General features: G+C 62.7%; 20 protein-coding genes and 1 tRNA gene. 14 read left to right on the forward strand and 7 right to left on the reverse strand.

Annotation, left to right across the window (positions count from 1 at the left end):
• Window positions 1–22 precede the first annotated feature (22 nt).
• The 4 genes from FPB55_RS00785 (at window position 23) to FPB55_RS00800 (ending at window position 3,787) form a co-directional block, all read left to right on the forward strand.
• Window positions 23–1,123: a uroporphyrinogen-III C-methyltransferase gene (locus FPB55_RS00785; protein ID WP_047150044.1), complete on the forward strand. Its 1,101-nt coding sequence runs from the start codon at window positions 23–25 to the stop codon at window positions 1,121–1,123.
• Complete coding sequence (locus FPB55_RS00790) at window positions 1,120–2,358, forward strand: heme biosynthesis HemY N-terminal domain-containing protein (RefSeq protein ID WP_125855090.1); 1,239 nt, start codon at window positions 1,120–1,122, stop codon at window positions 2,356–2,358. The genes FPB55_RS00785 and FPB55_RS00790 overlap by 4 nt, the downstream gene beginning before the upstream one ends.
• 221 nt (window positions 2,359–2,579) lie before the next feature.
• On the forward strand, window positions 2,580–3,086 hold the full coding sequence (locus tag FPB55_RS00795) for a disulfide bond formation protein B (RefSeq protein ID WP_009682202.1): 507 nt from the start codon (window positions 2,580–2,582) through the stop codon (window positions 3,084–3,086).
• A 230-nt stretch (window positions 3,087–3,316) separates the two neighbouring features.
• Window positions 3,317–3,787, forward strand: coding sequence for an Rsd/AlgQ family anti-sigma factor (locus FPB55_RS00800; protein WP_009682203.1), 471 nt, complete (start codon window positions 3,317–3,319; stop codon window positions 3,785–3,787).
• A gap of 9 nt (window positions 3,788–3,796) precedes the next feature.
• Here the strand turns inward: FPB55_RS00800 and FPB55_RS00805 are convergent, their stop codons facing one another.
• Window positions 3,797–4,435 carry an FKBP-type peptidyl-prolyl cis-trans isomerase gene (locus tag FPB55_RS00805; protein WP_054881269.1) on the reverse strand — a complete coding sequence of 213 codons (639 nt, stop codon included), beginning with the start codon at window positions 4,433–4,435 and terminating at the stop codon, window positions 3,797–3,799.
• Window positions 4,436–4,705: 270 nt separating this feature from the next.
• Here FPB55_RS00805 and FPB55_RS00810 point away from each other — a divergent pair, with 270 nt between their 5' ends.
• Window positions 4,706–5,707 (forward strand): AlgP family protein, encoded by a 1,002-nt coding sequence (locus FPB55_RS00810; protein ID WP_125855089.1) that lies wholly within the window; start codon window positions 4,706–4,708, stop codon window positions 5,705–5,707.
• Here the strand turns inward: FPB55_RS00810 and FPB55_RS00815 are convergent.
• Window positions 5,683–6,165 (reverse strand): TIGR02444 family protein, encoded by a 483-nt coding sequence (locus FPB55_RS00815; RefSeq protein ID WP_009682207.1) that lies wholly within the window; start codon window positions 6,163–6,165, stop codon window positions 5,683–5,685. The two genes, FPB55_RS00810 and FPB55_RS00815, sit on opposite strands and share 25 nt — an antisense overlap.
• A gap of 50 nt (window positions 6,166–6,215) precedes the next feature.
• Here FPB55_RS00815 and FPB55_RS00820 point away from each other — a divergent pair, with 50 nt between their 5' ends.
• From FPB55_RS00820 to FPB55_RS00840, 5 genes are all read left to right on the forward strand, one after another.
• Complete coding sequence (locus FPB55_RS00820) at window positions 6,216–8,126, forward strand: ATP-binding cassette domain-containing protein (RefSeq protein ID WP_009682208.1); 1,911 nt, start codon at window positions 6,216–6,218, stop codon at window positions 8,124–8,126.
• A complete protein-coding gene (locus tag FPB55_RS00825) occupies window positions 8,126–8,713 on the forward strand; it encodes a mechanosensitive ion channel family protein (protein ID WP_009682209.1) in 588 nt (195 codons plus the stop codon). The genes FPB55_RS00820 and FPB55_RS00825 overlap by 1 nt, the downstream gene beginning before the upstream one ends.
• Before the next feature lie 103 nt (window positions 8,714–8,816).
• A complete protein-coding gene (locus tag FPB55_RS00830) occupies window positions 8,817–9,449 on the forward strand; it encodes a LysE family transporter (protein ID WP_009682210.1) in 633 nt (210 codons plus the stop codon).
• A gap of 180 nt (window positions 9,450–9,629) precedes the next feature.
• On the forward strand, window positions 9,630–9,872 hold the full coding sequence (locus FPB55_RS00835; RefSeq protein ID WP_009682211.1) for a DUF2789 domain-containing protein: 243 nt from the start codon (window positions 9,630–9,632) through the stop codon (window positions 9,870–9,872).
• A 68-nt stretch (window positions 9,873–9,940) separates the two neighbouring features.
• The gene (locus FPB55_RS00840; RefSeq protein ID WP_009682212.1) at window positions 9,941–10,579 is read left to right on the forward strand and encodes a hypothetical protein; all 639 of its coding nucleotides are present in this window, start codon (window positions 9,941–9,943) and stop codon (window positions 10,577–10,579) included.
• A 6-nt stretch (window positions 10,580–10,585) separates the two neighbouring features.
• Here FPB55_RS00840 and FPB55_RS00845 read toward each other — a convergent pair whose 3' ends face one another.
• The 3 genes from FPB55_RS00845 to FPB55_RS00855 all read right to left on the reverse strand — a co-directional run bounded on the left by FPB55_RS00845 (window position 10,586) and on the right by FPB55_RS00855 (window position 13,212).
• Window positions 10,586–11,023 carry a CBS domain-containing protein gene (locus tag FPB55_RS00845; protein WP_009682213.1) on the reverse strand — a complete coding sequence of 146 codons (438 nt, stop codon included), beginning with the start codon at window positions 11,021–11,023 and terminating at the stop codon, window positions 10,586–10,588.
• Between the two features lie 220 nt (window positions 11,024–11,243).
• A complete protein-coding gene (locus tag FPB55_RS00850; protein ID WP_009682214.1) occupies window positions 11,244–12,974 on the reverse strand; it encodes a dipeptidase in 1,731 nt (576 codons plus the stop codon).
• Window positions 12,975–13,135: 161 nt separating this feature from the next.
• Window positions 13,136–13,212: transfer RNA gene (locus FPB55_RS00855), tRNA-Arg, on the reverse strand.
• Window positions 13,213–13,527: 315 nt separating this feature from the next.
• Between FPB55_RS00855 and gabD the strand changes: the two genes are divergently transcribed.
• The 3 genes from gabD to FPB55_RS00870 all read left to right on the forward strand — a co-directional run bounded on the left by gabD (window position 13,528) and on the right by FPB55_RS00870 (window position 17,828).
• The gene (gene gabD, locus FPB55_RS00860) at window positions 13,528–14,970 is read left to right on the forward strand and encodes an NADP-dependent succinate-semialdehyde dehydrogenase (protein ID WP_144187354.1); all 1,443 of its coding nucleotides are present in this window, start codon (window positions 13,528–13,530) and stop codon (window positions 14,968–14,970) included.
• Between the two features lie 182 nt (window positions 14,971–15,152).
• Window positions 15,153–16,430 (forward strand): 4-aminobutyrate--2-oxoglutarate transaminase, encoded by a 1,278-nt coding sequence (gabT, locus tag FPB55_RS00865; RefSeq protein ID WP_029884784.1) that lies wholly within the window; start codon window positions 15,153–15,155, stop codon window positions 16,428–16,430.
• 135 nt (window positions 16,431–16,565) lie between these two features.
• Entirely contained in the window at window positions 16,566–17,828 is a 1,263-nt protein-coding gene (locus FPB55_RS00870; RefSeq protein ID WP_009682218.1) for a response regulator, read from the forward strand.
• 21 nt (window positions 17,829–17,849) lie between these two features.
• Here FPB55_RS00870 and FPB55_RS00875 read toward each other — a convergent pair whose 3' ends face one another.
• Both FPB55_RS00875 and desA read right to left on the reverse strand, forming a co-directional pair.
• The gene (locus tag FPB55_RS00875) at window positions 17,850–18,878 is read right to left on the reverse strand and encodes a sensor domain-containing diguanylate cyclase (protein WP_029884782.1); all 1,029 of its coding nucleotides are present in this window, start codon (window positions 18,876–18,878) and stop codon (window positions 17,850–17,852) included.
• Window positions 18,879–18,977: 99 nt separating this feature from the next.
• The gene (gene desA, locus FPB55_RS00880; RefSeq protein ID WP_125855087.1) at window positions 18,978–20,162 is read right to left on the reverse strand and encodes a delta-9 fatty acid desaturase DesA; all 1,185 of its coding nucleotides are present in this window, start codon (window positions 20,160–20,162) and stop codon (window positions 18,978–18,980) included.
• 146 nt (window positions 20,163–20,308) lie between these two features.
• Between desA and dibA the strand changes: the two genes are divergently transcribed.
• A complete protein-coding gene (gene dibA / locus FPB55_RS00885) occupies window positions 20,309–22,204 on the forward strand; it encodes a phosphodiesterase DibA (RefSeq protein ID WP_033690290.1) in 1,896 nt (631 codons plus the stop codon).

Below are 22,204 nucleotides of genomic sequence, written 5' to 3' on the forward strand. Positions count from 1 at the left end.
CCCCCATGCAAAGGATGGATACGTGAGCGAGACTGTCTTGTCCAATAACGATCAGCCGTCGGCGCAAACGCCGGCGGATCCCGTTACCACCCCGCCTGCCAAGCGCTCCGGCAATGGCCTTGCTGCGCTGGCCTTGCTGCTCGGCGCGGCCGGGGTGGCGGTAGGTGGCTGGGGTGCCTGGCAGGTGCGTCAACTGCAAGGCAGCGAGTTCGACCAGGGCCAGCACATCGAGGCGCTTAACCAGCGCGCCGAGGCCTTGCAACAGCGTGAGCAGCAGATCAGTGCGCAACTGGCCAGCCTGCCAGCCGCCAGCGAACTGGAAGACCGCCGGCGGCTGGTAGCGCAATTGCAGGGCGACCAGCAGCGCCTCAGCCAGCGCCTGGAAACCGTGCTCGGCGAAAGCCGCAAGGAGTGGCGCCTGGCAGAAGCCGAGCACCTGCTGCGCCTGGCTACCCTGCGCCTGTCGGCCTTGCAGGACATCACCAGCGCCAAGGCCCTGGTCGAAGGTGCCGACGAGATCCTGCGCGAGCAGAGCGACCCAGGTGCCTTTGCCGCCCGCGAGCAACTGAACCGCAGCCTGGCCACGCTCAACAGCACCCAGCAACCAGACCGCACGGGCCTGTTCCTGAAGCTGGCTGCGCAGCGTGACTTGGTCCAGCAACTGAGCGCGCAGTCGCCGGAGTTCGACAGCAATGCCGATGCCCTCGGCGCCTTGACCGCCGATGGCGACGGTGTCAGCCGCCTGTCGCAGTGGTGGGCGGAAATCTCCAAGTATTTCCAGGTTGACTTCAATGCCGACGAAAACGTGCGCCCATTGCTGGCCGGGCAGCAACTCAACCAGTTGCGCCTGGCATTGAGCCTGACCATCGAGCAGGCCCAGTGGGCGGCGCTCAATGGCGACGCGAAGGTCTATACCCAGGCGCTGGATGATGCCCGCAGCGTGCTGCTGGCCAACTTCAATGCCGACAACCCGCAAAGCAAGGCCATGCTCGACAGCCTGAATGCCTTGGCCGAGCAGCCAGTGTCGGTGGTCACCCCTGACCTCAGCGAGAGCCTGGCAGCCGTGCAGGCCTACATTCAGCGCCGCCATCTGCCGGCTGAGGCCGAGGGGGGCAAGCCATGAAGCGAGTCTACCTGCTGGCCGTACTGGCCATCGTGGTCGCTGCTGCGCTGGGTGTCGCCGTCGCCAAGCACAGCGGTTACGTACTGGTTTCCTACGGTGGTTTCCGTTATCAATCGGGGCTGTGGGCGGCGTTGGGTGGGCTGCTGGCGGTCGTTCTGGTGTTGTGGTTGCTGCGCTACCTGGTGGGGCTGTTGCTGACCTCCAGCGGCGTGGTCAACCCTTGGTCGCGGCGCAACCGCCGCCGGCGTATTCGCCTGGCAATCGAACAGGGCCAGCTGGACCTGGCCGAGGGTCGCTGGGCCAGCGCCCAGCGCCATTTGCATCGTGCCGCGGAGGCCGAGCGCCATCCCCTGCTGTACTACCTCGGTGCAGCGCGTGCCGCCAACGAGCAAGGTCGCAGCCAAGACAGCGACAACTTGCTGGAGCGTGCCCTGGAGCGCCAGCCACAGGCAGAACTGGCCATTGCCCTGACCCATGCCCAACTGCAGATGGACCGGGGTGAATGCGATGGCGCGCTGGAGACCTTGCTGGCCATGCAGGAGCGCCACCCGCACAACAGCCAGGTCCTGCGGCTGTTGCAGCGCCTGTACCTGGAGCGCGGTGACTGGTCCGCCTTGATTCGCCTGTTGCCCGACCTGCGCAAGGGCAAGGTTCTACCGGCCGCCGAGCTTGCTGCCCTCGAGCAGCGCGCCTGGGGCCAGAACCTGAGCCTGGCGACAACCCGTGGCGAGGACGCGCAAAGTGCACGGCAGGCCCTGGAGCGCGCCTGGCAGCAACTGACTGCCGCCCAGCGTCAGGAGCCGCAACTCGTGCTGGCCTACGCTGAACAGCTACGCCAGGTAGGTGCCGAGAGTGATGCCGAACAGGCATTGCGCACGGCTCTCAAGCGGAACTACGAAAGCCATCTGGCTCGCCTGTATGGCCTGGTGCGTGGCGATGACCCGGTGCGCCAGTTGCAAACCGCCGAAGGCTGGCTCAAAGACCACCCACAAGATGCCAGCCTGTTGCTCACCCTTGGCCGCCTCAGCCTGCAGAACCGTCTGTGGGGCAAGGCGCGCGATTACCTGGAAAGCAGCCTGCGCATGGAGCGCAACCCCGAGGCCTGCGCCGAACTGGCGCGCCTGCTCGCCGGCCTGGGTGAGACGGAGCGCAGCAACCAACTGTTCCAGGAGGGCCTTGGCCTGCTCGACGAACGCCTGCTGGCGTTGCCGCTGCCAGAAGGCGTACGCGCCTGACCTACCCCATAGCCCGCGGCAAGGCGCGGGCTATGGGGGCTGGTGATTTATCTTCCGTTGCATGCTGAATCTGCATTCCCAGTCCTCAGTCGCCTCCTATTGAATAGACGGAAATTTCTTACGCGTTTCAGCGACTTGTCGTTGCTGTAGCGCCTTGAAACAAAGCCCGTCTTTCCTCTACCGTTCCAGGCCACACTCTCATCCCGGGACCTTCACCACCCATGCTGCTGGCCCGTTTGCGCACCTTGTTTCTTCCTGCTTGCCTGGCCGCACTGGCAGTGCTGGCTGCGTCCTTCCAATTGGATAACATGCTTGGGCTGGTGCCATGCCCGTTGCGCTTGAGCCAGCGGTTGCTGCTAGCCCTGTATGCCCTGCTGAGCCTGGCCAGCGTGCTGCAGGCACCGCGTGCACGTGGCCTGCGGCGTTACGCATGGGCGACGTTGGCCTGCTCGCTGGGCGGGGCGGCGCTGGCCGCGCGGCAGGTCTGGCTGCAGGGTGCTGAAAGGGTTGTAGATGCATGCCCGCTGCCGATCGGGCGTGTATTCGAGCAGGGTTGGGTGGAGGCGGCCCGGCAACTGCTATTCGGCGGCCCGGAGTGCAGCGCGCTGAGCTGGAGTTTTCTCGACCTGACCCTTCCCGAGTGGAGCCTGTTGGCTTTCCTGCTGCTGGCGGCGCTGCCCGCGAGTTGCCTGCTGGCGTATCGTTTCCGCACGCTGGCAGGCGCTTGACCTGGCGCAAGGTTGAGTCATCAGAATGACCAATGGCCATGTAACACGGTATTAAACACTTGTATGAAGTTTGTCCACTGCGTACCTTGAAGGGCAACACGTGCGGGAATAATCTCGCAGCACGGATACTCAAAACACAACTGCTCGATGCCGTCCTGCTGATATCACCTTTGTGCGCGCCTTCGCAGCGCGAGGTGCAGCGGCATCTACCCAGAAGGGAAGAGATCGCCATGCTCGATAGTTGTCAGAACGCTCAGGAACGCTGGGGTGGGGTTCACGAACTTATTGATCGTTGGCTGGAGGAGCGCAAGGAATTGGTGCAGTCTTTCCGCGCGTTGCGCGCCAAAGAGCTGGCCTTCGCCGACAAGGATACGAACGGGGATTTCTGTGGCCTGCTTGTGGACTACTGTTCGGCGTGGCACTTCGAGGTCTGCGAGCAGCTGGTCAGGGAAGCCAAGGCTTTCGGTGACGAGAAGGCACTGAAGCTGGCCGAAGAGATCAACCCACGCATTAATGACATCACGCAGATCGCGTTGGCTTTCAACGACCATTGTGCGAAAGCTGAGTGCAAGGACACAGAGCGCTTTGGCGAAAAACTGGGCAAGCTCGGTGGCCTGCTGCATGAGCGCTTCGAACTGGAAGACTGCCTGATCGAAGTGCTGCACAACGCGCACAAGGAAGAGGGCGCGGTACAGGCCTGATGGTTGGCGTCAGTCGCCAACCCCCAGCAGTTCGATCTCGAATACCAAGGGGGTATAGGGTGGAATCAAGTCGCCTGCGCCCTCGGCCCCATAGGCTTGTGCGGATGGAATGACAAGGCGCCACTTGGCGCCGACGTGCATCTGCGGCAACGCTACCTGCCACCCCTCGATCACCGAACCCAGGCTGAACCACTGTGGCGTCTGGTTCTGGTCGAATACCGAGCCGTCCGGCAACCTGCCTACGTAGCGCACCTGCACTTTGCCACCGGCTTTCGGCTGCGCGCCACTTCCTGCCTGCAGCTCGTTGTAAAGCACGCCCTCTGGCAACTCATGCACGCCAAAACGCCCCCGCTCATTAGCCATGAAGCGTTTTTCCGCCGCTTGCTGCTTTTGCGCCTGGTCATCGCTTTCCTGTGCATCATGCTGCTGCAGCACGGCCTGCATGCGTGCCTTGTCGAGCTTCAGCGGCTGCCCTTGGTAGGCCTGGCGCAAGCCATCGACCAAGGCATCCAGTTGCAGGCCCGGCATGTCCTGGCGCAGCCGCTCGCCCAGGCTGGCCCCAAGGCTGTAGGCGAGATCGCGTTCATCACTGTCGGCCAGGGCGAGGGGCGCCAGCAGGCATAAACCTAAAACAAGAAATCGAGGCATGGTCAGTTCCTGCGCCAATGAGCGTGGAAGTATGCCAGTGTTGAATAGGTGTATTGGCTTTTTCGCGGCTTTGCGTGGGTGCGGCTTTGAGTCGCAACAGGGCAGCGGCGCGGCAAGGCTTTGTCCAGCATCTACACTTACCCGCAGCTGCAAGCTTACAACGTTGCCCAGGCATGCAACGCGGCGTAACTATTACGGTCAACATGCCCTAGCGGCGGTAGCAGCAGAAGCATAGTATGAGCCGCACTCTCGTCAGCCAGGAGGTAAACCATGTCGGCCAAAAAGAAGCCAGTAAGTACGCCGTTACACCTGCTCCAGCAACTTTCGGGTAGCTTGCTCGAACATTTGGAAGAAGCCTGCTCGCAAGCGCTGGCTGATGCGGAAAAACTGCTGGCAAAGTTGGAAAAGCAGCGTGGCAAAGCGCAGGAAAAACTGCACAACGCTCGCTTGAAACTGCAAGGTGCAGCCAAGGCCGGTAAAGCCAAGGCACAGACCAAAGCGCAAAAAGCCAGCGCTGAACTTGAAGAACTGCTGGACTCCCTCAAGGAGCGTCAAACCCAGACGCGCGCCTACATTCAGCAACTCAAGCGCGATGCCCAAGACAGCATCAAGTTGGCCCAAGGTGTAGGCAAAGTGCGTGAAGCCGCGACCAAGGCCCTTGACCAGCGTGCAGCCAAAACGGCCAAGCCAGCTGTTGCCAAGCCGGCGACCAAGCCAGCCGGTCGAGCCACTACCGCAGCCAAGCCAGCAGCTAGAGCCACCGCCGCCGCAAAACCTGCGTCTAAGCCAGCCGCCAAGGCCACCGCCGCCGCAAAACCTGCGCCCAAGCCAGCCGCCAAGGCCACTGCTGCCGCGAAACCTGTGGCCAAGCCAGCCGCCAAGGCCACTGCCGCCGCTAAACCTGCGGCCAAGCCAGCCGCCAAGGCCACTGCCGCCGCAAAATCTGCGGCCAAGCCGGCCGCCAAGGCCACTGCCGCCGCAAAACCTGCGTCCAAGCCAGCCGCCAAGGCCACTGCCGCCGCAAAACCCGCAGCCAAGCCAGTCGCCAAAGCAACAGCCGCCGCTAAACCTGCGCCCAAGCCAGCTGCAGCCAAGTCGCCAGCACGTACCGCAGCGAAACCGGCTGCCAAGCCTGCCGCCAGCAAGCCAGCCGCTGCCAAACCGGCTACACCTGCCCCCAGCACTCCGGCCGCTGATGCCAACTCGGCCACTTCGGTAGCGCCATCGGCGCCGGCCAGCACGCCTGCTCAGGCACCGTCTTCGGCGTCCTGAAGCGCTGCAGCCGCGGCGCGTAGCTGCAGCAACGCGTCATGTTGTCGGCCCTGGTCCGGCACCAGCCGGGCCAGCCAGTCGCCCGTGGGCTCAGCAGAGTCCGCGGGCCACTGCTGGGCACGTTCTTGCAAGCGTTCCAGCAACGCTCTTTCTGCCTGTAATTCCAACCCTTTCACTTGCTCGCGCACAAGTGCCAGCCGGCTATCCAGCTGTGCTGCCGCGCGCCATTGCTGGCGCAGGTCGCGTAGCGGGGTGACCACTGTCCGTTGCCAGGGGTCGGCAATGCCGTGCAATGCCTGCGCGCGCTGGTCCGTCACGGCAACCCCACGCGCCTGCAACCACGTGGCGCACAGCAGCAGGCAGACATCGCCACCCAGTGTTTGCAGTTCAAGGCAGGCGGCTTCTACGCCAGGCCTGGCGTACAAGGCCAGGGCGTGATTCCACAGGTCGGTGTGCATGGTTCCACTCGCGCTATGGGCCGAGGAAGCTGGTAGACTCCGCGACCATCATGATCAGACTATCCAACCTCACTTTACAGCGTGGTCCGCAGCGCTTGCTAGAAGGCGCCGAGATGACCCTGCACGCCGGTCACAAGGCCGGTCTTATCGGCGCCAACGGTGCCGGCAAATCCAGCCTGTTCGCCTTGCTGCGCGGTGAGCTGTCGCCCGATGCCGGCGACTGCCAGCTGCCCGGCGACTGGCGCATCGCCCACATGCGCCAGGAGGTTGATACCCTCGATCGCCTGGCCGTGGACTATGTGCTCGACGGTGACGTGCGCCTGCGCAAGGTCCAGGCCGAATTGGCGGCTGCCGAGCAAGCGCACGACGGCACCGCCCTGGCGCGCCTGCACAGTGAGCTGGAAAGCGCTGACGGCTACACCGCCGACGCTCGCGCCCGCAAGCTGCTGGCCGGCCTGGGCTTTACCAACGAGCAGATGGACCGCCGAGTCGGTGACTTCTCTGGCGGCTGGCGTATGCGCCTCAACCTGGCCCAGGCGCTGATGTGCCCGTCCGACCTGCTGCTGCTCGACGAGCCCACCAACCACCTGGACCTCGACGCCATTCTGTGGCTGGAAGACTGGCTCAAGGGCTACCCTGGCACGCTGCTGCTGATTTCCCACGATCGTGACTTCCTCGATGCCGTGGTCGACCATGTGCTGCATGTAGAGCAGCGCAAGCTGAACCTCTACAAGGGCGGCTATACCGCCTTCGAGCGCACCCGTGCCGAACGCCTGGCGCAACAGCAACAGGCCTACGAGAAGCAGCAGGCGCAGCGCGCGCACATGGAAAAGTACATCGCCCGCTTCAAGGCCCAGGCCACCAAGGCGCGCCAGGCGCAGAGCCGGATCAAAGCCCTGGAGCGCATGGAGGAGCTGTCGGCGGCGCACGTCGATTCGCCATTTGACTTCGTCTTCCGCGAGTCGCAGAAAATTTCCAGCCCGCTGTTGAGCATGTCCGAAGGCCGCCTGGGGTATGGCGACAAAGCCATCCTCGACAAGGTCAAGCTGCAACTCACCCCGGGCGCGCGTATTGGCCTGCTCGGCCCGAATGGCGCAGGCAAGTCGACGCTGATCAAGAACCTTGCCGGTGAGCTGGCGCCGTTGTCCGGCCGGCTGGTCCGCGGCGAGAACCTGGCCGTGGGTTATTTTGCCCAGCACCAGCTGGACTCGCTGGACGACAAGGCCAGCCCGCTGCTGCACTTGCAGCGCATTGCCCCCGCCGAGCGCGAGCAGACCCTGCGCGACTTCCTGGGAGGCTTCGATTTCCATGGCGCCCGTTGCGACGAGCCGGTGGTGAACTTCTCCGGTGGCGAGAAGGCACGGCTGGCGCTGGCGCTGATCGCCTGGGAACGGCCGAACCTGCTGCTGCTCGACGAACCCACCAACCACCTCGACCTGGAAATGCGCCTGGCGCTGACCATGGCCTTGCAGGAGTTCGCCGGCGCCGTGGTAGTGGTATCCCACGACCGTCACCTGCTCAAGAGCACCACCGACGACTTCCTGCTGGTCGCTGACGGCAAGGTCGACACCTTCGACGGTGACCTGGACGACTACAGCCGTTGGCTGGTCGAGTATCGCCAGCGCAGCGCGCCGGCCAGTACTGCGCCGGTCAACCCGGACAAGACCGACAAGAAAGCCCAGCGCCAGGCCGCCGCGGCCTTGCGCCAGCAATTGGCCCCTCACAAGAAGGCCGCTGACAAGTTGGAAGCCGAGCTCAATCAGGTGCACGCGCAGTTGGCCGAAATCGAGACGGCGCTGGGCGACGCCGGCCTTTACGATGCGGCGCGCAAGGATCAATTGCGTGACCTGCTGGCGCGCCAGACCAAGCTCAAGCAACGTGAAGGGGAGCTGGAAGAGGGCTGGATGGAAGCGCTGGAAACCCTCGAAAGCATGCAAGCCGAGCTTGAGGCGCTGTCCTGATGGAGGAGCTGCGTGGGTTGCTGCCTGGGCAGTGGATGGACACCTTATGGCTGGGCTTGCAGATCCTCCTTATCCTGGCGGTGGCTTTTGTCCTGCAGCGCATCGTGGCCCGTGGCCTCAGCCGCCTGGGCCAGCGCTACCCCTTGCCACCGGAGTTGCTGGTGCCCGTGCGCGGTGGCCTGCGCTGGTTGATCATGGGCAGCGCGCTGCTGTTCGTGCTGGAGCGCCTGGGGGTTTCGGCAACGGTGCTGTGGACGGCCCTGTCCGGTTTCGTGGCGGTGGCGGCGGTGGCGTTCTTCGCCATGTGGAGCGTACTGTCCAACCTGCTGTGCGCGGTGCTGATCTTCACGGTCGGGCCGTTTCGTATTGGTGATGTGGTCGAGCTGGTCGACACCCTCGACAAGCCGGGCGTAAAGGGCCGGGTAATCGCCATCAACCTGCTGTTCACTACCCTGCTGGAAGTGCCCGAGGCAGGCGGGGCATTGGTGCAGGTGCCGAACAGCCAGTTCTTCCAGAAGTCGGTGCGGCGCTGGCGGGGGGCCGAAGTGCAGGCCATGCACAAGGACGTGTTGCTCGAGGCGGACTGACACAGCCCGCACAAGCACGCTAAATTCTGCAAAATTTGCTGGTCATATTTTCACCAACACCTTAGCTTAATCTTTTGCAACATTAGTGCGAGCGAGGTGTGTGATGTCGATGGAAGTATGGTTGGGCTTTTTTGCCGCCTGCTGGGTGATCAGCCTTTCCCCTGGCGCCGGGGCGATTGCCTCGATGTCCAGTGGCCTGCAATACGGCTTCTGGCGCGGTTACTGGAATGCCCTGGGCCTGCAACTGGGCCTGATTTTGCAAATCGCCATCATCGCCGCCGGCGTGGGCGCCGTGTTGGCCGCCTCGGCCACGGCGTTCCAGTTCATCAAGTGGTTTGGCGTCGCTTACCTCGTTTACCTGGCGTACAAGCAATGGCGTGCGCTGCCAATGGCCATGACCGATGAGTCGGGCGTGCGCCCCATCGGCAGGCCGTTGAGCCTGATGTTCCGCGGTTTCCTGGTCAACGTCAGCAACCCCAAGGCGCTGGTGTTCATGCTTGCGGTGCTGCCGCAGTTCATCAACCCGCATGCACCGCTGCTGCCGCAGTATGTGGCAATCACCCTGACCATGGTCAGTGTCGACCTGTTGGTAATGGCGGGCTACACCGGCTTGGCCGCACGGGTATTGCGCCTGTTGCGTACTCCCAGGCAGCAGAAGCGCTTGAACCGCACGTTTGCCGGGTTGTTCATCGGTGCGGCGGCGTTCCTGGCGACCTTGCGCCGCGCACCCGTCTGACAGGCGCGCTGCGATAAATGCAGGTTCGATCGAGTCTTGTCCGTCGGGGTGCTGTCTATCAGGGGGCGGATGATCACGATCATCCGTTTCACATGAGCATGGAGCCGAACTTGCAACTGGTGCTCTCAACCCATGCCGGGCCGGCAGCTTCGATGCACGCCCCGGCACCGAGGAGGAAACATGGACAAGCCGATTCATCCTTTGTCGGAAATCTTCAAACAGTTGGGGCTGTCTGACGACCCGGTCGAAATCGACCGCTTTATCACGACACACTCACCGCTCGAGGACGATGTGAAACTGGTAGATGCGCCTTTCTGGAGCGACTCGCAGCGCGCGTTCCTGAAAGAAAAATACATCGCCGATGACGACTGGATCCCGATGATCGACCAACTCAACGAGGCGCTTCACCCCCTGAAAAAATAAAGCGCCGAGCGGCACCTGACGAGTGAATGGCCGTTGCTATGCTCAGGAAAACAACCGGGGATAGCGCGATGAAAGATCCCTACGTATCAGGTTTCTGGTGCTCCGTTTCCATCCTGGGCATTCTGACGGCCAGTTACTTCTACGGCATCAGGCAGGCGCATCAACTGAACCAGGCGGTGCAGTTCCTCTACGCCGCCGCCGCGGTCACCGTGGCTGTCGCCGTGGTGGCGCTGGCCTGGGTCGCCTGGCAGCAGTTGCACCTGAACAAGCGCGAAGTGATCCAGGGGCGCACGTTGCTGACCATCTGGAACACCAAAGTTGCGCTACGCCGCGTCGAAACGGTCTTCGATCGTTATTTCTGGGGGAGCTACTGGCATTCGGGGCGCACTTTCGAAGAGGTCATGGGCGAACTCAAGGGCACCCCGCTGGAGCAAAGCCTTGATGCGCTGAAGCGCCAGTGCCGGGTGCTCGACCGCGAAATCCACGACCACCATCATCATTGGCTGGCCAACGCCCGCGACCTGTCCAGCGTGGCCCAGGCCATGGCCCGCGAGCGCTACCAGCTGGACCTGGGCGAACCCACGCAAAGCGGGCATGGCAATACCGCTGTGCTCAATCGCGACCTCGAAGTGCTGGTCTACACCTGGTCGGCGCGCCTGCGCAGTTTTGACCACCAGCTGGACGAACTGGAGCGCGGCTACCACTGAAAGCGCTTATTCGCCGCGTATGTATTGCTCCAGCTGCTTGATCAGGCTGGCTTGCTCGGCAATGGTTTCCTTCACCAGGTCGCCGATCGACAACAGCCCTAGCAGCTCGCCATTGCTCACGACCGGCAAGTGGCGCAGGTGGCGGTCGGTCATCAGGTTCATGCAGTACTCGAGGTTCTGCCTGGGCTCGACCGTGACCACTGGTGCACTCATGATTTCCCGTACCGGGGTGGCGGCAGAAGAGCGGCCCTTGAGCACCAGCTTGCGTGCATAGTCGCGCTCACTGACGATACCCACCACCTGCTTGCCCTCGACTACCGGCAGTGCACCGATGTTTTTCTCCGCCAGCATTTTCAGGGCGTCGAGCACCGAGTCATCCGGGCCGATGGTGTACACGGTCTGGTGCTGGGACTTGGTCTTGAGGATTTGTTCGACGGTCTTCATACGGGCCTCTGCGGGTGGAAAAGCGCTGTCTCGGTGTAACTAAAGCATCCGGTACGGCGCTCTGCACGGCAATGCAGGAAACGGCATGGAGTCGATTGAAAAACGTCATCGGTGTGCGCCTATGCGGGCCTCTTCGCGGCTAAAGCCGCTCCCACAGGTGTGTCATTGGCCTCAGAGCCTGTGATGCACCCTATGGGAGCGGCTTTACCGGTGCAGCCGATCAGAGGTTCGGCATTTGCCCGATCCGCGCGACCATTTCGCTGACGACCTGCAGGTCCAGCATGAACTGCTCTACCGTCTTGAACTCGTTGTCGTTGTGCCCGGTGTACTTCACGTCTGGCATGGCCAGGCCGAACTGCACGCCATTGGGCAGGTCGTGTACCGACGTGGCACCCGCCGAGGTGCCGAACTCATGCTTCATGCCCAGGTTCTCGCTGGCCACCGCCAGCAGAGCCTTCACCCACTCGCCCTCGGGGTTGCGATACATCGGTTCGTCCAGGCTATAGTCGAAGGCCACCGAGGTGCGGCTCTGCCGGGTCCATTTGTCCAGTCTGGTGGCCAGTTCGTCCTTGATGGTGGCAAGCGGCTTGCCCTTGGGAATGCGCAGGTTCACCGCCAGTTTCAACCCTTTGTCGGCCACCCCTACATAGGTCAACGACGCGGTCAGCGGGCCCATGAACGGGTCTTTGAAGGCCACGCCCAGCTTGTTGCCCAGGTAGTCCAGGCCCCAGTTGTCGGCAGCGTAGCGGGCGGCGTCGGTGAATTGGTTGTGCTTGAGCGGTACTTGCTGGCCCACGCCAGCAAGGAAGTCGAGCATGCGTGCAACCGGGTTTACCCCGGACTCCGGCTCCGAGGAATGCGCGGAAACCCCGGTTACTGTCAGCACCACCTGCTTGCCGTCGGCCTTGGCGTCGATGCTGAAGTCACCACCGTGCTGCTTTACATACCCGGCGCCGGCTTGCTGCAGTTGTTTGGCGAGTGCTGCCGGGTTGTCGGTGGCCAGGGTTGCGACCGAGGTGGTGGGGATCTGGTTGGTGGCCAGCCCGCCAGTCAGGTTGATGATTTCAGCACCTTCACCCGTGGCCGGGCGTTTGCTGAAGCTGGCCATGATCGTACCGTAGCCCTTCTCGGCAATGACCACCGGGTAGCCGCCATCCAGCGCCAGGTTGTAATCAGGCGTGGGGTTGCGCTCGAAGTAATAGGGGATCGCATCCCCACTGGTTTCTTCCGTCGTGTCGATCAGCAGCTTGAATTGGCGGGCCAGTGGCAGGTTTTCGTCCTTGGCCACTTTCAACGCATACATCGCGACAACGATGCCATTCTTGTCGTCTTCGGTGCCGCGGCCATACATGCGGTCGCCAACCAGGGTGACCTTGAACGGGTCCAGGCGGGTGCCGTCGGCCAGCTTCCAGTTGTCCGGATTGACCGGCACCACATCGGCGTGGGCATGGATGCCGATCACTTCCTTGCCGCTGCCGAGCGAAATTTCGTAAACCCGGTTATCGATGTTGCGGAACGCCAGGCCGAAACTGTCGGCCAGTGCTTTGATCTTGTCGGCGATTTTCAGGAACGCCGGGTTTTCGTACTGCGGCGTACCCTCGACGTTGTAGGTTGGAATAGCCACCAGTTCGCGCAGGGTTTCAGTGGCAGCCTTGCCGTATTTGATGCGGGTATACAGGCCAAGCAGGCGGTTGATCTCGTCCTGTTGCCCGGCGGCCAGCGGTTTGCCGTTCAGGTAGGCCTGCAGTGTCGCCTCAAGGTTATCGGCCTTGGCCAGGTCACTGCCTTTGAGCTTGCCGAGGAACTGCTTGAAGTCACGCGGGTCGCTGCCGTCGAAGGTTTTGACGATTGCCGCGGCCTGTTGCTGAGTGAGGTTGGCCTGGGCCGGTTGGGTGAACAGGCCGATGCTGGCCAGCAACAGGGTGGTGGCGGTGAGTTTTTTCAGGTGCATGGTTGCGCGCATTCCTTCGCCATGGATTGTTATGGGGTACCCGTTGGAGCAACGGGAGGACGCCCACGCTAACATCAATGGCCAGTGGCACGGGAGTGCCAGAAACGCGACATGTCGCACAAATGAAAAAGCCCCGGGCACAGGCCCAGGGCTTTTTGATATGGCGCACTCGGCGGGATTCGAACCCACGACCCCTGCCTTCGGAGGGCAGTACTCTATCCAGCTGAGCTACGAGTGCAACGCGCACGCATGATACCCATCTGCGCCGGTCGCGTCCATCGCCTTGATCTGTAGCCTTTTTTCCCGGTTGCCTGTGCCGGCCGGTTCGCGGCTGAAGCCGCTTCCACCCAGTGGGAGCGGGCGTGCCCGCGAAAGGGCCGGTTGCCAGTACGCAAATGATGACTTTTCCGCCAGGCTGTTCAACCATTCGTTCTTTTTTTCGAACAGCCTATTGTCCAACACCCCAGCAGCCGCTTAGCATTCGTTTGAGATTTCAAACGCTCGATGCCCTGCCTTGGGCGCTTTTCAACAATCAACAATTCGGGAAGCCGACATGCAGCTCAAAGACGCTCAGTTGTTCCGCCAGCAAGCCTACATCAACGGTGAGTGGCTGGATGCGGACAATGGCCAGACCATCAAGGTGACCAACCCGGCCACCGGTGAAGTCATCGGTACCGTGCCTAAGATGGGCACCGCGGAAACCCGCCGCGCCATCGAAGCTGCCGACAAGGCCCTGCCGGCCTGGCGTTCCCTGACCGCCAAAGAGCGCTCGACCAAGCTGCGTCGCTGGTTCGAACTGATGATCGAGAACCAGGACGACCTGGCTCGCCTGATGACCACCGAACAAGGCAAGCCGCTGGCCGAAGCCAAGGGCGAAATCGCCTACGCCGCCTCGTTCATCGAGTGGTTCGCCGAAGAAGCCAAGCGTGTTTATGGCGACACCATTCCGGGCCACCAGCCAGACAAGCGCCTGATCGTCATCAAGCAGCCAATCGGCGTAACCGCGGCCATCACCCCGTGGAACTTCCCGGCTGCCATGATCACCCGTAAAGCCGGCCCGGCCCTGGCCGCTGGCTGCACCATGGTGCTCAAGCCTGCTTCGCAAACCCCGTACTCCGCCCTGGCCCTGGTCGAACTGGCCCACCGTGCCGGTATCCCGGCTGGCGTGCTGAGCGTGGTTACCGGCAGCGCTGGTGAAGTGGGCGGTGAACTGACCGGCAACTCCCTGGTACGCAAGCTGTCCTTCACTGGCTCGACCGAAATCGGTCGCCAGCTGATGGAAGAATGCGCCAAGGACATCAAGAAGGTTTCCCTGGAGCTGGGCGGCAACGCCCCGTTCATCGTGTTCGACGACGCCGACCTGGACAAGGCGGTCGAGGGCGCGATCATCTCCAAGTACCGTAACAACGGCCAGACCTGTGTCTGCGCCAACCGTATCTACGTGCAGGACGGCGTCTACGACGCGTTCGCCGAGAAGCTGGCGGCTGCGGTGGCCAAGCTGAAGATCGGTAACGGCCTGGAAGATGGCACCACCACTGGCCCGCTGATCGACGGCAAGGCTGTCGCCAAGGTTCAGGAGCATATCGAAGACGCCGTTTCCAAAGGCGCCAAGGTGCTGTCCGGCGGCAAGCTGATCGAAGGCAACTTCTTCGAGCCGACCATCCTGGTTGATGTACCGAAAACTGCTGCTGTCGCCAAGGAAGAGACCTTCGGCCCACTGGCGCCGCTGTTCCGCTTCCAGGACGAAGCCGAAGTCATCGCCATGTCCAACGACACCGAATTCGGCCTGGCTTCGTACTTCTACGCCCGCGACATGAGCCGTGTGTTCCGTGTTGCCGAAGCCCTGGAGTACGGCATGGTGGGTATCAACACCGGCCTGATTTCCAACGAAGTGGCGCCATTCGGTGGCATCAAGGCTTCTGGCCTGGGCCGCGAAGGTTCCAAGTACGGTATCGAGGACTACCTCGAAATCAAATACCTGTGCATCAGCGTTTGATCGCACGGTAACGGCTTTACCTCTGCCAGCGGGGCGCGAGAGCGACGTCTCGCTGGCCTTTTTTACATTGCAGTACCTGGTGGCCAGGGCGCTTGTGGCAGTCGATCAACGAATACTGTTCGCGAGCACTCCCAGCCACCCCCGAATAAAAGCGCCATTACTGTCGGCGCAATGAGGGCATTATGAGCAAGACCAACGAATCCTTGATGCAACGTCGTGTAGCTGCCGTCCCGCGTGGCGTTGGCCAGATTCACCCGATCTTCGTCGACAGCGCGAAGAACTCGACCGTGATCGACGTTGAAGGCCGCGAACTGATCGACTTCGCCGGCGGCATCGCAGTGCTGAACACCGGCCACCTGCACCCGAAAGTGGTTGCAGCCGTGCAAGAGCAGCTGACCAAGGTCAGCCACACCTGCTTCCAGGTGCTGGCCTACGAGCCTTACGTCGAGCTGTGCGAAAAGATCAACAAGCTGGTCCCAGGCGACTTCGACAAGAAGACCCTGCTGGTCACCACCGGCTCGGAAGCCGTTGAAAACGCCGTGAAAATCGCCCGTGCCGCCACTGGCCGTGCCGGCGTTATCGCCTTCACCGGCGGCTACCACGGCCGCACCATGATGACCCTGGGCCTGACCGGCAAGGTCGTGCCGTACTCCGCAGGCATGGGCCTGATGCCAGGCGGCATCTTCCGCGCCCTGTTCCCGAGCGAGCTGCACGGTGTGAGCGTTGACGACGCCATCGCCTCGGTCGAGCGCATCTTCAAGAACGACGCAGAGCCACGCGACATCGCTGCAATCATCCTGGAGCCTGTACAAGGCGAAGGCGGCTTCCTGCCAGCGCCTAAAGAGCTGATGAAGCGCCTGCGCGCCCTGTGCGACCAGCACGGCATCCTGCTGATCGCCGACGAAGTTCAGACCGGCGCTGGCCGCACCGGCACCTTCTTCGCCATGGAGCAGATGGGCGTTGCGCCTGACCTGACCACCTTTGCCAAGTCCATCGCCGGCGGCTTCCCGCTGGCCGGTGTATGTGGCAAGGCCGAGTACATGGACGCTATCGCTCCGGGTGGCCTGGGCGGCACCTACGCCGGCTCGCCGATCGCTTGCGCCGCAGCCCTGGCCGTGATCGAAGTGTTCGAAGAAGAGAAACTGCTGGACCGCAGCAAGGCAGTGGGTGAGCGCCTGACCACCGGCCTGCGTGAAATCCAGAAGAAGCACCCGATCATTGGCGACGTTCGTGGTCTGGGCTCGATGATTGCCGTCGAAGTCTTCCAGAAAGGCACCCACACTCCTGACGCCGCTGCTGTTGGCCAGGTTGTGGCCAAAGCCCGCGAAAAAGGCCTGATCCTGCTGTCTTGCGGCACCTACGGCAACGTTCTGCGGATTCTGGTTCCGCTGACCGCCGAAGACGCGCTGCTGGACAAAGGCCTGGCCATCATCGAAGAGTGCTTCGCTGAACTTGCCTGATGTGATGCGCTTCAGAAAAAACCCGCCTCGGCGGGTTTTTTTATGCCCGGTGATGCGTCGGAGGCTATGGTTGTTGGATGATGCGCCCAGCACGTTGTAAAAGGCTGAGGCAAGGATTTACAGGAGTAGTTGGCGATGAACGCTGCAGAGCCCACCCCACCGAGCGTACTGATCGTCGAAGGCGACCCATGGGTACGCGACATGCTCAGCGAGATGCTGCTGAGCGTTCGCTGCGATGCCCGCCTTCAGGTCTGCGCCGACGGCTCGCAAGCGCTCAGCGCCCTGGCCGCCAAGCCGGACCTGATCATTGCAGCACGTGAGCTGGCTGGCATCGACGGCCTCGACCTGCTGCGCAAAGTACGCGCCAAAGGGTCGGGGTTGCCGTTCATCCTCATGAGCAACCGCAGCGACAGTGCGAGTGTGCGTGAAGCCCTGCCGCTGCACCCCACGGCGTACCTGAGCAAGCCCCTGAACCTGGGTAACCTGCGCAAGCGCCTGGAACAGTTGCTGCTGGGCGTGGGCGAAGAAATCGCCTGCCCGGTGCCGCCCTTGCAGCCCGGTGCCAGCCTGCGCGCTTACCTCGAACAGCGCCGGGCTACTGCCGATGGCGGGCCGCTGCTGGCCGATTTGCAGGTGGCGATCAAGCGAGCCCTGAACCCTGAGGGCCTGAACCTGAAAGTGCTGGAAGAAGAAGTCTGCCGTGACCCGCAAGTGACCGCGGTGCTGATAGCGGCTGCCAACAGCGCAGCGCTGCACCGTGAAGCACCGGTGCAAACCCTGCTGCAAGCCCTGAACAAGCTGGGCAGCACGCAAAGCATGAACCTGATTCTGGGCATGACCCTCAAGCGCAGTGCCCGCCTCAGCGACCCCTTGCTGGCGCAGCATGCGGCGCAGTACTGGGATTTGTCCCTGCACACCGCCGAATATGGCCGTACGCTGGCGCGCCTGCTGGCGCTGGACGAAGGGCTTTGCTATTGCGCAGGGTTGCTGCATTGCCTGGGCGACCTGGCGGTGCTGCGCTGCCTGCAGGAATGGCGCCTGGCGGGCGGCGAGCTGGACGAAGACAAGGTCCAGTTGTCGCTCAACGAGTTCGGTGCCGCATTCGGCTCGGCGCTGCGCACCCGCTGGCGCTTGCCGTTGGCTTTACGCGAGCTGATCGCGGCGATCTATCAACTCGGTGGCGGGGTGTACTCGCGCGATATTCTGGCCATGAACCTGGCCGGGCAGTTGGCGCGGCTACCGGCTGGGCAGGGGCTGGCGAAGATTGCCAGTGGCAAGACGGCGCGTTTGCTGAAGATGGGCTTGCCGGAGCTGACCCGGTTGCGCAAGGTGGAGAACCCCGAAACCAGTTCGCAGCCCGCGGCTGAAGGCCCGATACAAGCCGACGATGCTCCTTGAGCCGGGCAGGCGTAAGGGGGTTCAACCGCGCACGATCTGGTTCTTGCCCTGCCGCTTGGCCTGGTACATCGCCGCATCGGCGCGGGCATACAGGCTGTCCAGCGCCACATCTTCAGCGGTCAACCCGGTAAGCCCCTGGCTCACCGTTACCCCGTAAGTGTGCGCCCCATGGCTGAAGCTCAAACGCTGAATCTGCCGCTGTAGCCGCTCGGCTATCTGCCCGGCCAGCTCGGCACTGCACCCTGGGAAGACTGCTGCGAACTCTTCGCCGCCAATACGCCCGAACAGGTCGCCACGGCGCAACACGGCCTTGCCGCTGTCGGCGATGTGCTGCAGCACCTGGTCGCCTTCCTGGTGGCCATAGCTGTCGTTTATCTGTTTGAAGTCGTCGATGTCCAGTAACAGGAAGGCCAACGGCGTGCCGTTTTCCCGGGCGCTGTCAAACGCCGCTTGGGCGCATTCGAAGAAGTGCCGGCGGTTGCTGCTTTGGGTCAGCACGTCAATGGTGGCCAGGCGCTGCAACTCGCCTTCCAGCTGCTTTTTCTCGGTGATGTCTTCGGCAATGCCGACGATGATCACGCGGTCGCCGTCATGCTGCTGGTTGATGTAGCACTTGTCGCTCAACCAGCGCACTTGCCCGTCGGCATTGATGATACGGTACTCGCGGTCCTCGACCGCGCCTTTGAGCAGCACCTGGGCCAGGCTGCGCTCGGCGTATTCCAGGTCGTCGGGGTAGATGCTGTCGCGCCACTCGTTGAAGTCGGCCAGTACCAGGCTGGCCGGGCGGCCGAAGATGCGCTCGTAGGCGGGGCTTACGTACAGCACTTCGCGTGTTTCCCAATCGAAGGCCCAGAGCACCGCGTTGACACTCTCGAGCAACGAGCTGAACAGCTGTTCGCGTTCGCTCAGGCGGGCGACTTCACCTTGCGCATGAAGGAGCGCCAGTAAAGTGCGGGCGGCTCCCGGTGGTACCGGGCCTGGCGATGTCATTGGAATATTCTTGGCCATGTGCACGTAGCGAGTCTCGACGTGAAAGCGTGCGGCCAGCATCCTGCCCGCCACGCGGGCGATGTGCGGGGTTTGAGTGGGGGCGAGGTGGGGAAGTTCCAGCTGGCACGCCCCATGCTGGGGCGTGCCGATCAACGGCGATCAGGCGCCGGTCGGGCGCAGGGAATAGGTTTTCAGCTGTGCCGCGAAGTCGCGCAGGGCTTGAATACCACTGGTTTCGGCTTCGTGTACCCAGTCCTTGATGGCGGCCAGCATGTCATGGCCGTTGGCGCTGGTGCGGGCCCAGATCTGCTGCAAGGCCAGGCGCTTTTCGTAGATGGTTTTCAAGGCCTGGCTGTGCGCAAGCATCGATTCGATGCGCACATGGTGGCGGTCTTCGAGCAGGCTGGTTTCACGGGATAGCAGGCGCTTGGCACGGCGGAAGTGGTGGCGCACCGAGGCGTCGACACGCGCCAGTTCCAGCTTTACCAGTGGGGCGATCACCAATTTGCGGTACTGGGCCATGATCTGGAAGCGGTTGTTGAGGATCGCCATGGCGGTGTCCATGTCCAGGCTACCTTTGCCTTCCACCCGATGGGCAATCGGCGCCACACGCTGCACCTTGGCCAGGCGCAGCAGGCAGAACAGGCGGATCCACGCCCAGCCCATGTCGAACTCCCAGCGCTTGACCGACAGCTTGGCCGAATTGGGGTAGGTGTGGTGATTGTTGTGCAGCTCTTCACCACCGATCACGATGCCCCACGGCACCAGGTTGGTGGCCGCGTCACGGCATTCGAAGTTGCGGTAGCCGAACGCGTGGCCCAGGCCGTTGACGACACCGGCAGCCCAGAACGGGATCCACATCATCTGGACCGCCCAGATGGTGATACCGAGGGTGCCGAACAGCAGCAGGTCGATCACGGCCATCAACGCGATGCCGCCCAGTTTGTAACGCGAGTAAAGGTTGCGCTCGATCCAGTCATCAGGGCAGTTCTTGCCGTAGATGCGCAGGGTGTCTGGGTTGCGGGCCTCTTCACGATACAGCTCGGCGCCTTTGCGCAACACCGTGCTCAGGCCTTTGTGCACAGGGCTGTGCGGGTCGTCGGGTGTTTCGCACTTGGCGTGGTGCTTACGGTGGACCGCCGTCCACTCGCGGGTGTTCTGCGCCGTGGTCAGCCACAGCCAGAGGCGGAAGAAATGCTTGAGCGCGCCGTTGAGCTCAAGGGCCCGGTGCGCAGAGTAGCGATGCAGGTAGACCGTGACGCTGACAATGGTCACGTGGGTCATCAACAGGGTGATGCCGACCAGTTGCCAGGCCGACAAGTCGAGCAGGCCGTTGTACCACATAGATGTAAATGCCCTCGAAATGCGGGGGGAAGGGTCGATTATCCCTTGGTGGGGAAATAAAACCAGTCAACTGTTCAGACAGGAGGTCACGACATGTTTCAGCCTTTATAATGCCCCTTTCTTTTCAATGGGCTATCCCACCCGACATGTCTGTTTCCGTTCGCGACGCCTTGCGCATGGCCGCGCTCTATGTGGTGCTCTCGATCCTCTGGCTGGTGCTGGCCGAGGTGATGCTTCAGAGCATGACCGACGACCCCCTGGCATTGACCGTGGGGCGGCAGATCAACGTGGTGGTGTGGGTGCTGTGCAGTGCCTTGCTGATTTACCTGTCCCGGGTGCGGCTGCTGCATTTCATCGGCCATGGCGCGCGGTTGCGCTGCGAAGACCGGGAACGCCTGCGCATGGCCGCCGCGGTGTTCGACAGTACCCTGGAAGGGGTGCTGGTAACCGACCGCCAGGGCCTGATCGTGCACGTCAACCGTGCCTTCATGCGCATTACCGGTTACCAGCAGCACGAGGTGATCGGCCAGCGCCCGAGCAAGTTCAAGTCGGGCCGCCATGGCCAGGCCTTCTACCAGCAGGTTTACGCCACCCTGGCTGAAAAGGGCGAGTGGAGCGGCGAAATCTGGAACCGGCGCAAAAGCGGCGAAATCTACCCGCAGTGGCAGACCATCTGCGCTATTCACGATGACGAGGGTGAGCTGAGCCATTACGTGGCCGTGTTCAGTGACATCAGCGCGATCAAGCATTCGGAGCAGGAACTGGCCTACCTGGCCCACCACGACCCGCTGACCGGCCTGCCCAACCGCTTGCTGTTCAACGACCGCGTCGAGCAGGCCCTGGCCGCGGCGCAGGCCAACAAGCGTGGGTGCGCCCTGCTGCTGCTGGACCTGGACCACTTCCAGAGCATCAACGATGGCCTTGGCCACACCATCGGTGACCAGTTGCTGAGGCTGGTGGGGGAGCGCCTGGGCAAGATACTGGGCAATGGTGTGACCTTGGCCCGGCTGGGCGGTGACGAGTTCGGCGTGCTGGCCGAAGGCTGCCAGCAAGTCGGCCAGGCAGGCAAACTGGCGCAGGGCATCATCGAGCGCATGCGCGAGCCGTTCCTGTTCGATGGCCATCGGTTGTTCATCAGTGTCAGTGCCGGTATCAGCCTGTTCCCCAGCGATGCCTTGTGTGCCGAACAGTTGCTGCGCAACGCCGATTCGGCTTTGTACAAGGCCAAGGGCAATGGGCGAGCCTGCTATGCGCTGTACACCGAAGAACTGACGGCCCACGCCCAGCACCGGGTTGAAACAGCGGGCGAGTTGCGCCGCGCACTGGAGCATGACGAACTGCGGGTGTTTTTCCAGCCGGTACACGACCTGGCGACCGGCAGCCTGGTCGGGGTCGAAGCGTTGGTGCGCTGGCAGCATCCGCAGCGCGGCCTGGTGCCGCCAGGCGAGTTCATCCCGATCGCCGAGCGTACCGGCCTGATTGCCGAAATCGATGCCTGGGTGCTGCGCCAGGCCTGCCGGCAAATGGTGCAGTGGCAGGCGCAAGGCCGGCAATTGGCGTTCGTGGCGGTGAACATCTCCAGCCGGCTGTTTGGCCAACATGAGTTGTACCGGCAAGTGGCCGACGTCCTGCACGACACCGGCCTGGCCCCCGCCTTGCTGGAGCTGGAAGTGACCGAAAGCGCTGTGATGGAAGACCCGGAGGTGGCGCTGGAGCAACTTCACCGCTTACGTGAGCTTGGCGTGACCCTGGCCATTGATGACTTCGGCACCGGCTACTCTTCGCTGCTGCGGCTCAAGCGTTTGCCCGTTCAGAAGCTGAAAATCGACCAGGGCTTCGTTGCCGGGTTGCCGCTGGATGAGGATGACATCGCGATCGTGCGGGTGATCATCGCCCTGGCCCGCAGCATGGGCATGCAGGTCCATGCCGAGGGTATCGAGCAGGCAGAGCAGGCCGCCTTCCTGCTGCAGCAGCAGTGCCAGCTGGGGCAGGGCTACTGGTTCGGGCGGCCGGTGCCGGCTGCGGATTTGCACTGGGATTGA

This window comes from Pseudomonas sp. BJP69 (assembly GCF_007633355.1).
Lineage (GTDB): Bacteria > Pseudomonadota > Gammaproteobacteria > Pseudomonadales > Pseudomonadaceae > Aquipseudomonas > Aquipseudomonas juntendi.

What these genes read in the sequence shown, in the direction of transcription:
- FPB55_RS00820 (WP_009682208.1), top strand. Translation starts at nt 6,216, where the DNA reads ATGATCAGACTATCCAACCTCACTTTACAGCGTGGTCCGCAGCGCTTG.
- FPB55_RS00830 (WP_009682210.1), top strand. Translation starts at nt 8,817, where the DNA reads ATGTCGATGGAAGTATGGTTGGGCTTTTTTGCCGCCTGCTGGGTGATC.
- FPB55_RS00870 (WP_009682218.1), top strand. Translation starts at nt 16,566, where the DNA reads ATGAACGCTGCAGAGCCCACCCCACCGAGCGTACTGATCGTCGAAGGC.
- FPB55_RS00840 (WP_009682212.1), top strand. Translation starts at nt 9,941, where the DNA reads ATGAAAGATCCCTACGTATCAGGTTTCTGGTGCTCCGTTTCCATCCTG.
- FPB55_RS00825 (WP_009682209.1), top strand. Translation starts at nt 8,126, where the DNA reads ATGGAGGAGCTGCGTGGGTTGCTGCCTGGGCAGTGGATGGACACCTTA.
- FPB55_RS00810 (WP_125855089.1), top strand. Translation starts at nt 4,706, where the DNA reads ATGTCGGCCAAAAAGAAGCCAGTAAGTACGCCGTTACACCTGCTCCAG.
- FPB55_RS00835 (WP_009682211.1), top strand. Translation starts at nt 9,630, where the DNA reads ATGGACAAGCCGATTCATCCTTTGTCGGAAATCTTCAAACAGTTGGGG.
- FPB55_RS00790 (WP_125855090.1), top strand. Translation starts at nt 1,120, where the DNA reads ATGAAGCGAGTCTACCTGCTGGCCGTACTGGCCATCGTGGTCGCTGCT.
- FPB55_RS00815 (WP_009682207.1), bottom strand. Translation starts at nt 6,165, where the DNA reads ATGCACACCGACCTGTGGAATCACGCCCTGGCCTTGTACGCCAGGCCT.
- FPB55_RS00805 (WP_054881269.1), bottom strand. Translation starts at nt 4,435, where the DNA reads ATGCCTCGATTTCTTGTTTTAGGTTTATGCCTGCTGGCGCCCCTCGCC.
- dibA (WP_033690290.1), top strand. Translation starts at nt 20,309, where the DNA reads ATGTCTGTTTCCGTTCGCGACGCCTTGCGCATGGCCGCGCTCTATGTG.
- FPB55_RS00875 (WP_029884782.1), bottom strand. Translation starts at nt 18,878, where the DNA reads ATGCTGGCCGCACGCTTTCACGTCGAGACTCGCTACGTGCACATGGCC.
- FPB55_RS00800 (WP_009682203.1), top strand. Translation starts at nt 3,317, where the DNA reads ATGCTCGATAGTTGTCAGAACGCTCAGGAACGCTGGGGTGGGGTTCAC.
- gabD (WP_144187354.1), top strand. Translation starts at nt 13,528, where the DNA reads ATGCAGCTCAAAGACGCTCAGTTGTTCCGCCAGCAAGCCTACATCAAC.
- FPB55_RS00850 (WP_009682214.1), bottom strand. Translation starts at nt 12,974, where the DNA reads ATGCACCTGAAAAAACTCACCGCCACCACCCTGTTGCTGGCCAGCATC.
- desA (WP_125855087.1), bottom strand. Translation starts at nt 20,162, where the DNA reads ATGTGGTACAACGGCCTGCTCGACTTGTCGGCCTGGCAACTGGTCGGC.
- FPB55_RS00845 (WP_009682213.1), bottom strand. Translation starts at nt 11,023, where the DNA reads ATGAAGACCGTCGAACAAATCCTCAAGACCAAGTCCCAGCACCAGACC.
- gabT (WP_029884784.1), top strand. Translation starts at nt 15,153, where the DNA reads ATGAGCAAGACCAACGAATCCTTGATGCAACGTCGTGTAGCTGCCGTC.
- FPB55_RS00795 (WP_009682202.1), top strand. Translation starts at nt 2,580, where the DNA reads ATGCTGCTGGCCCGTTTGCGCACCTTGTTTCTTCCTGCTTGCCTGGCC.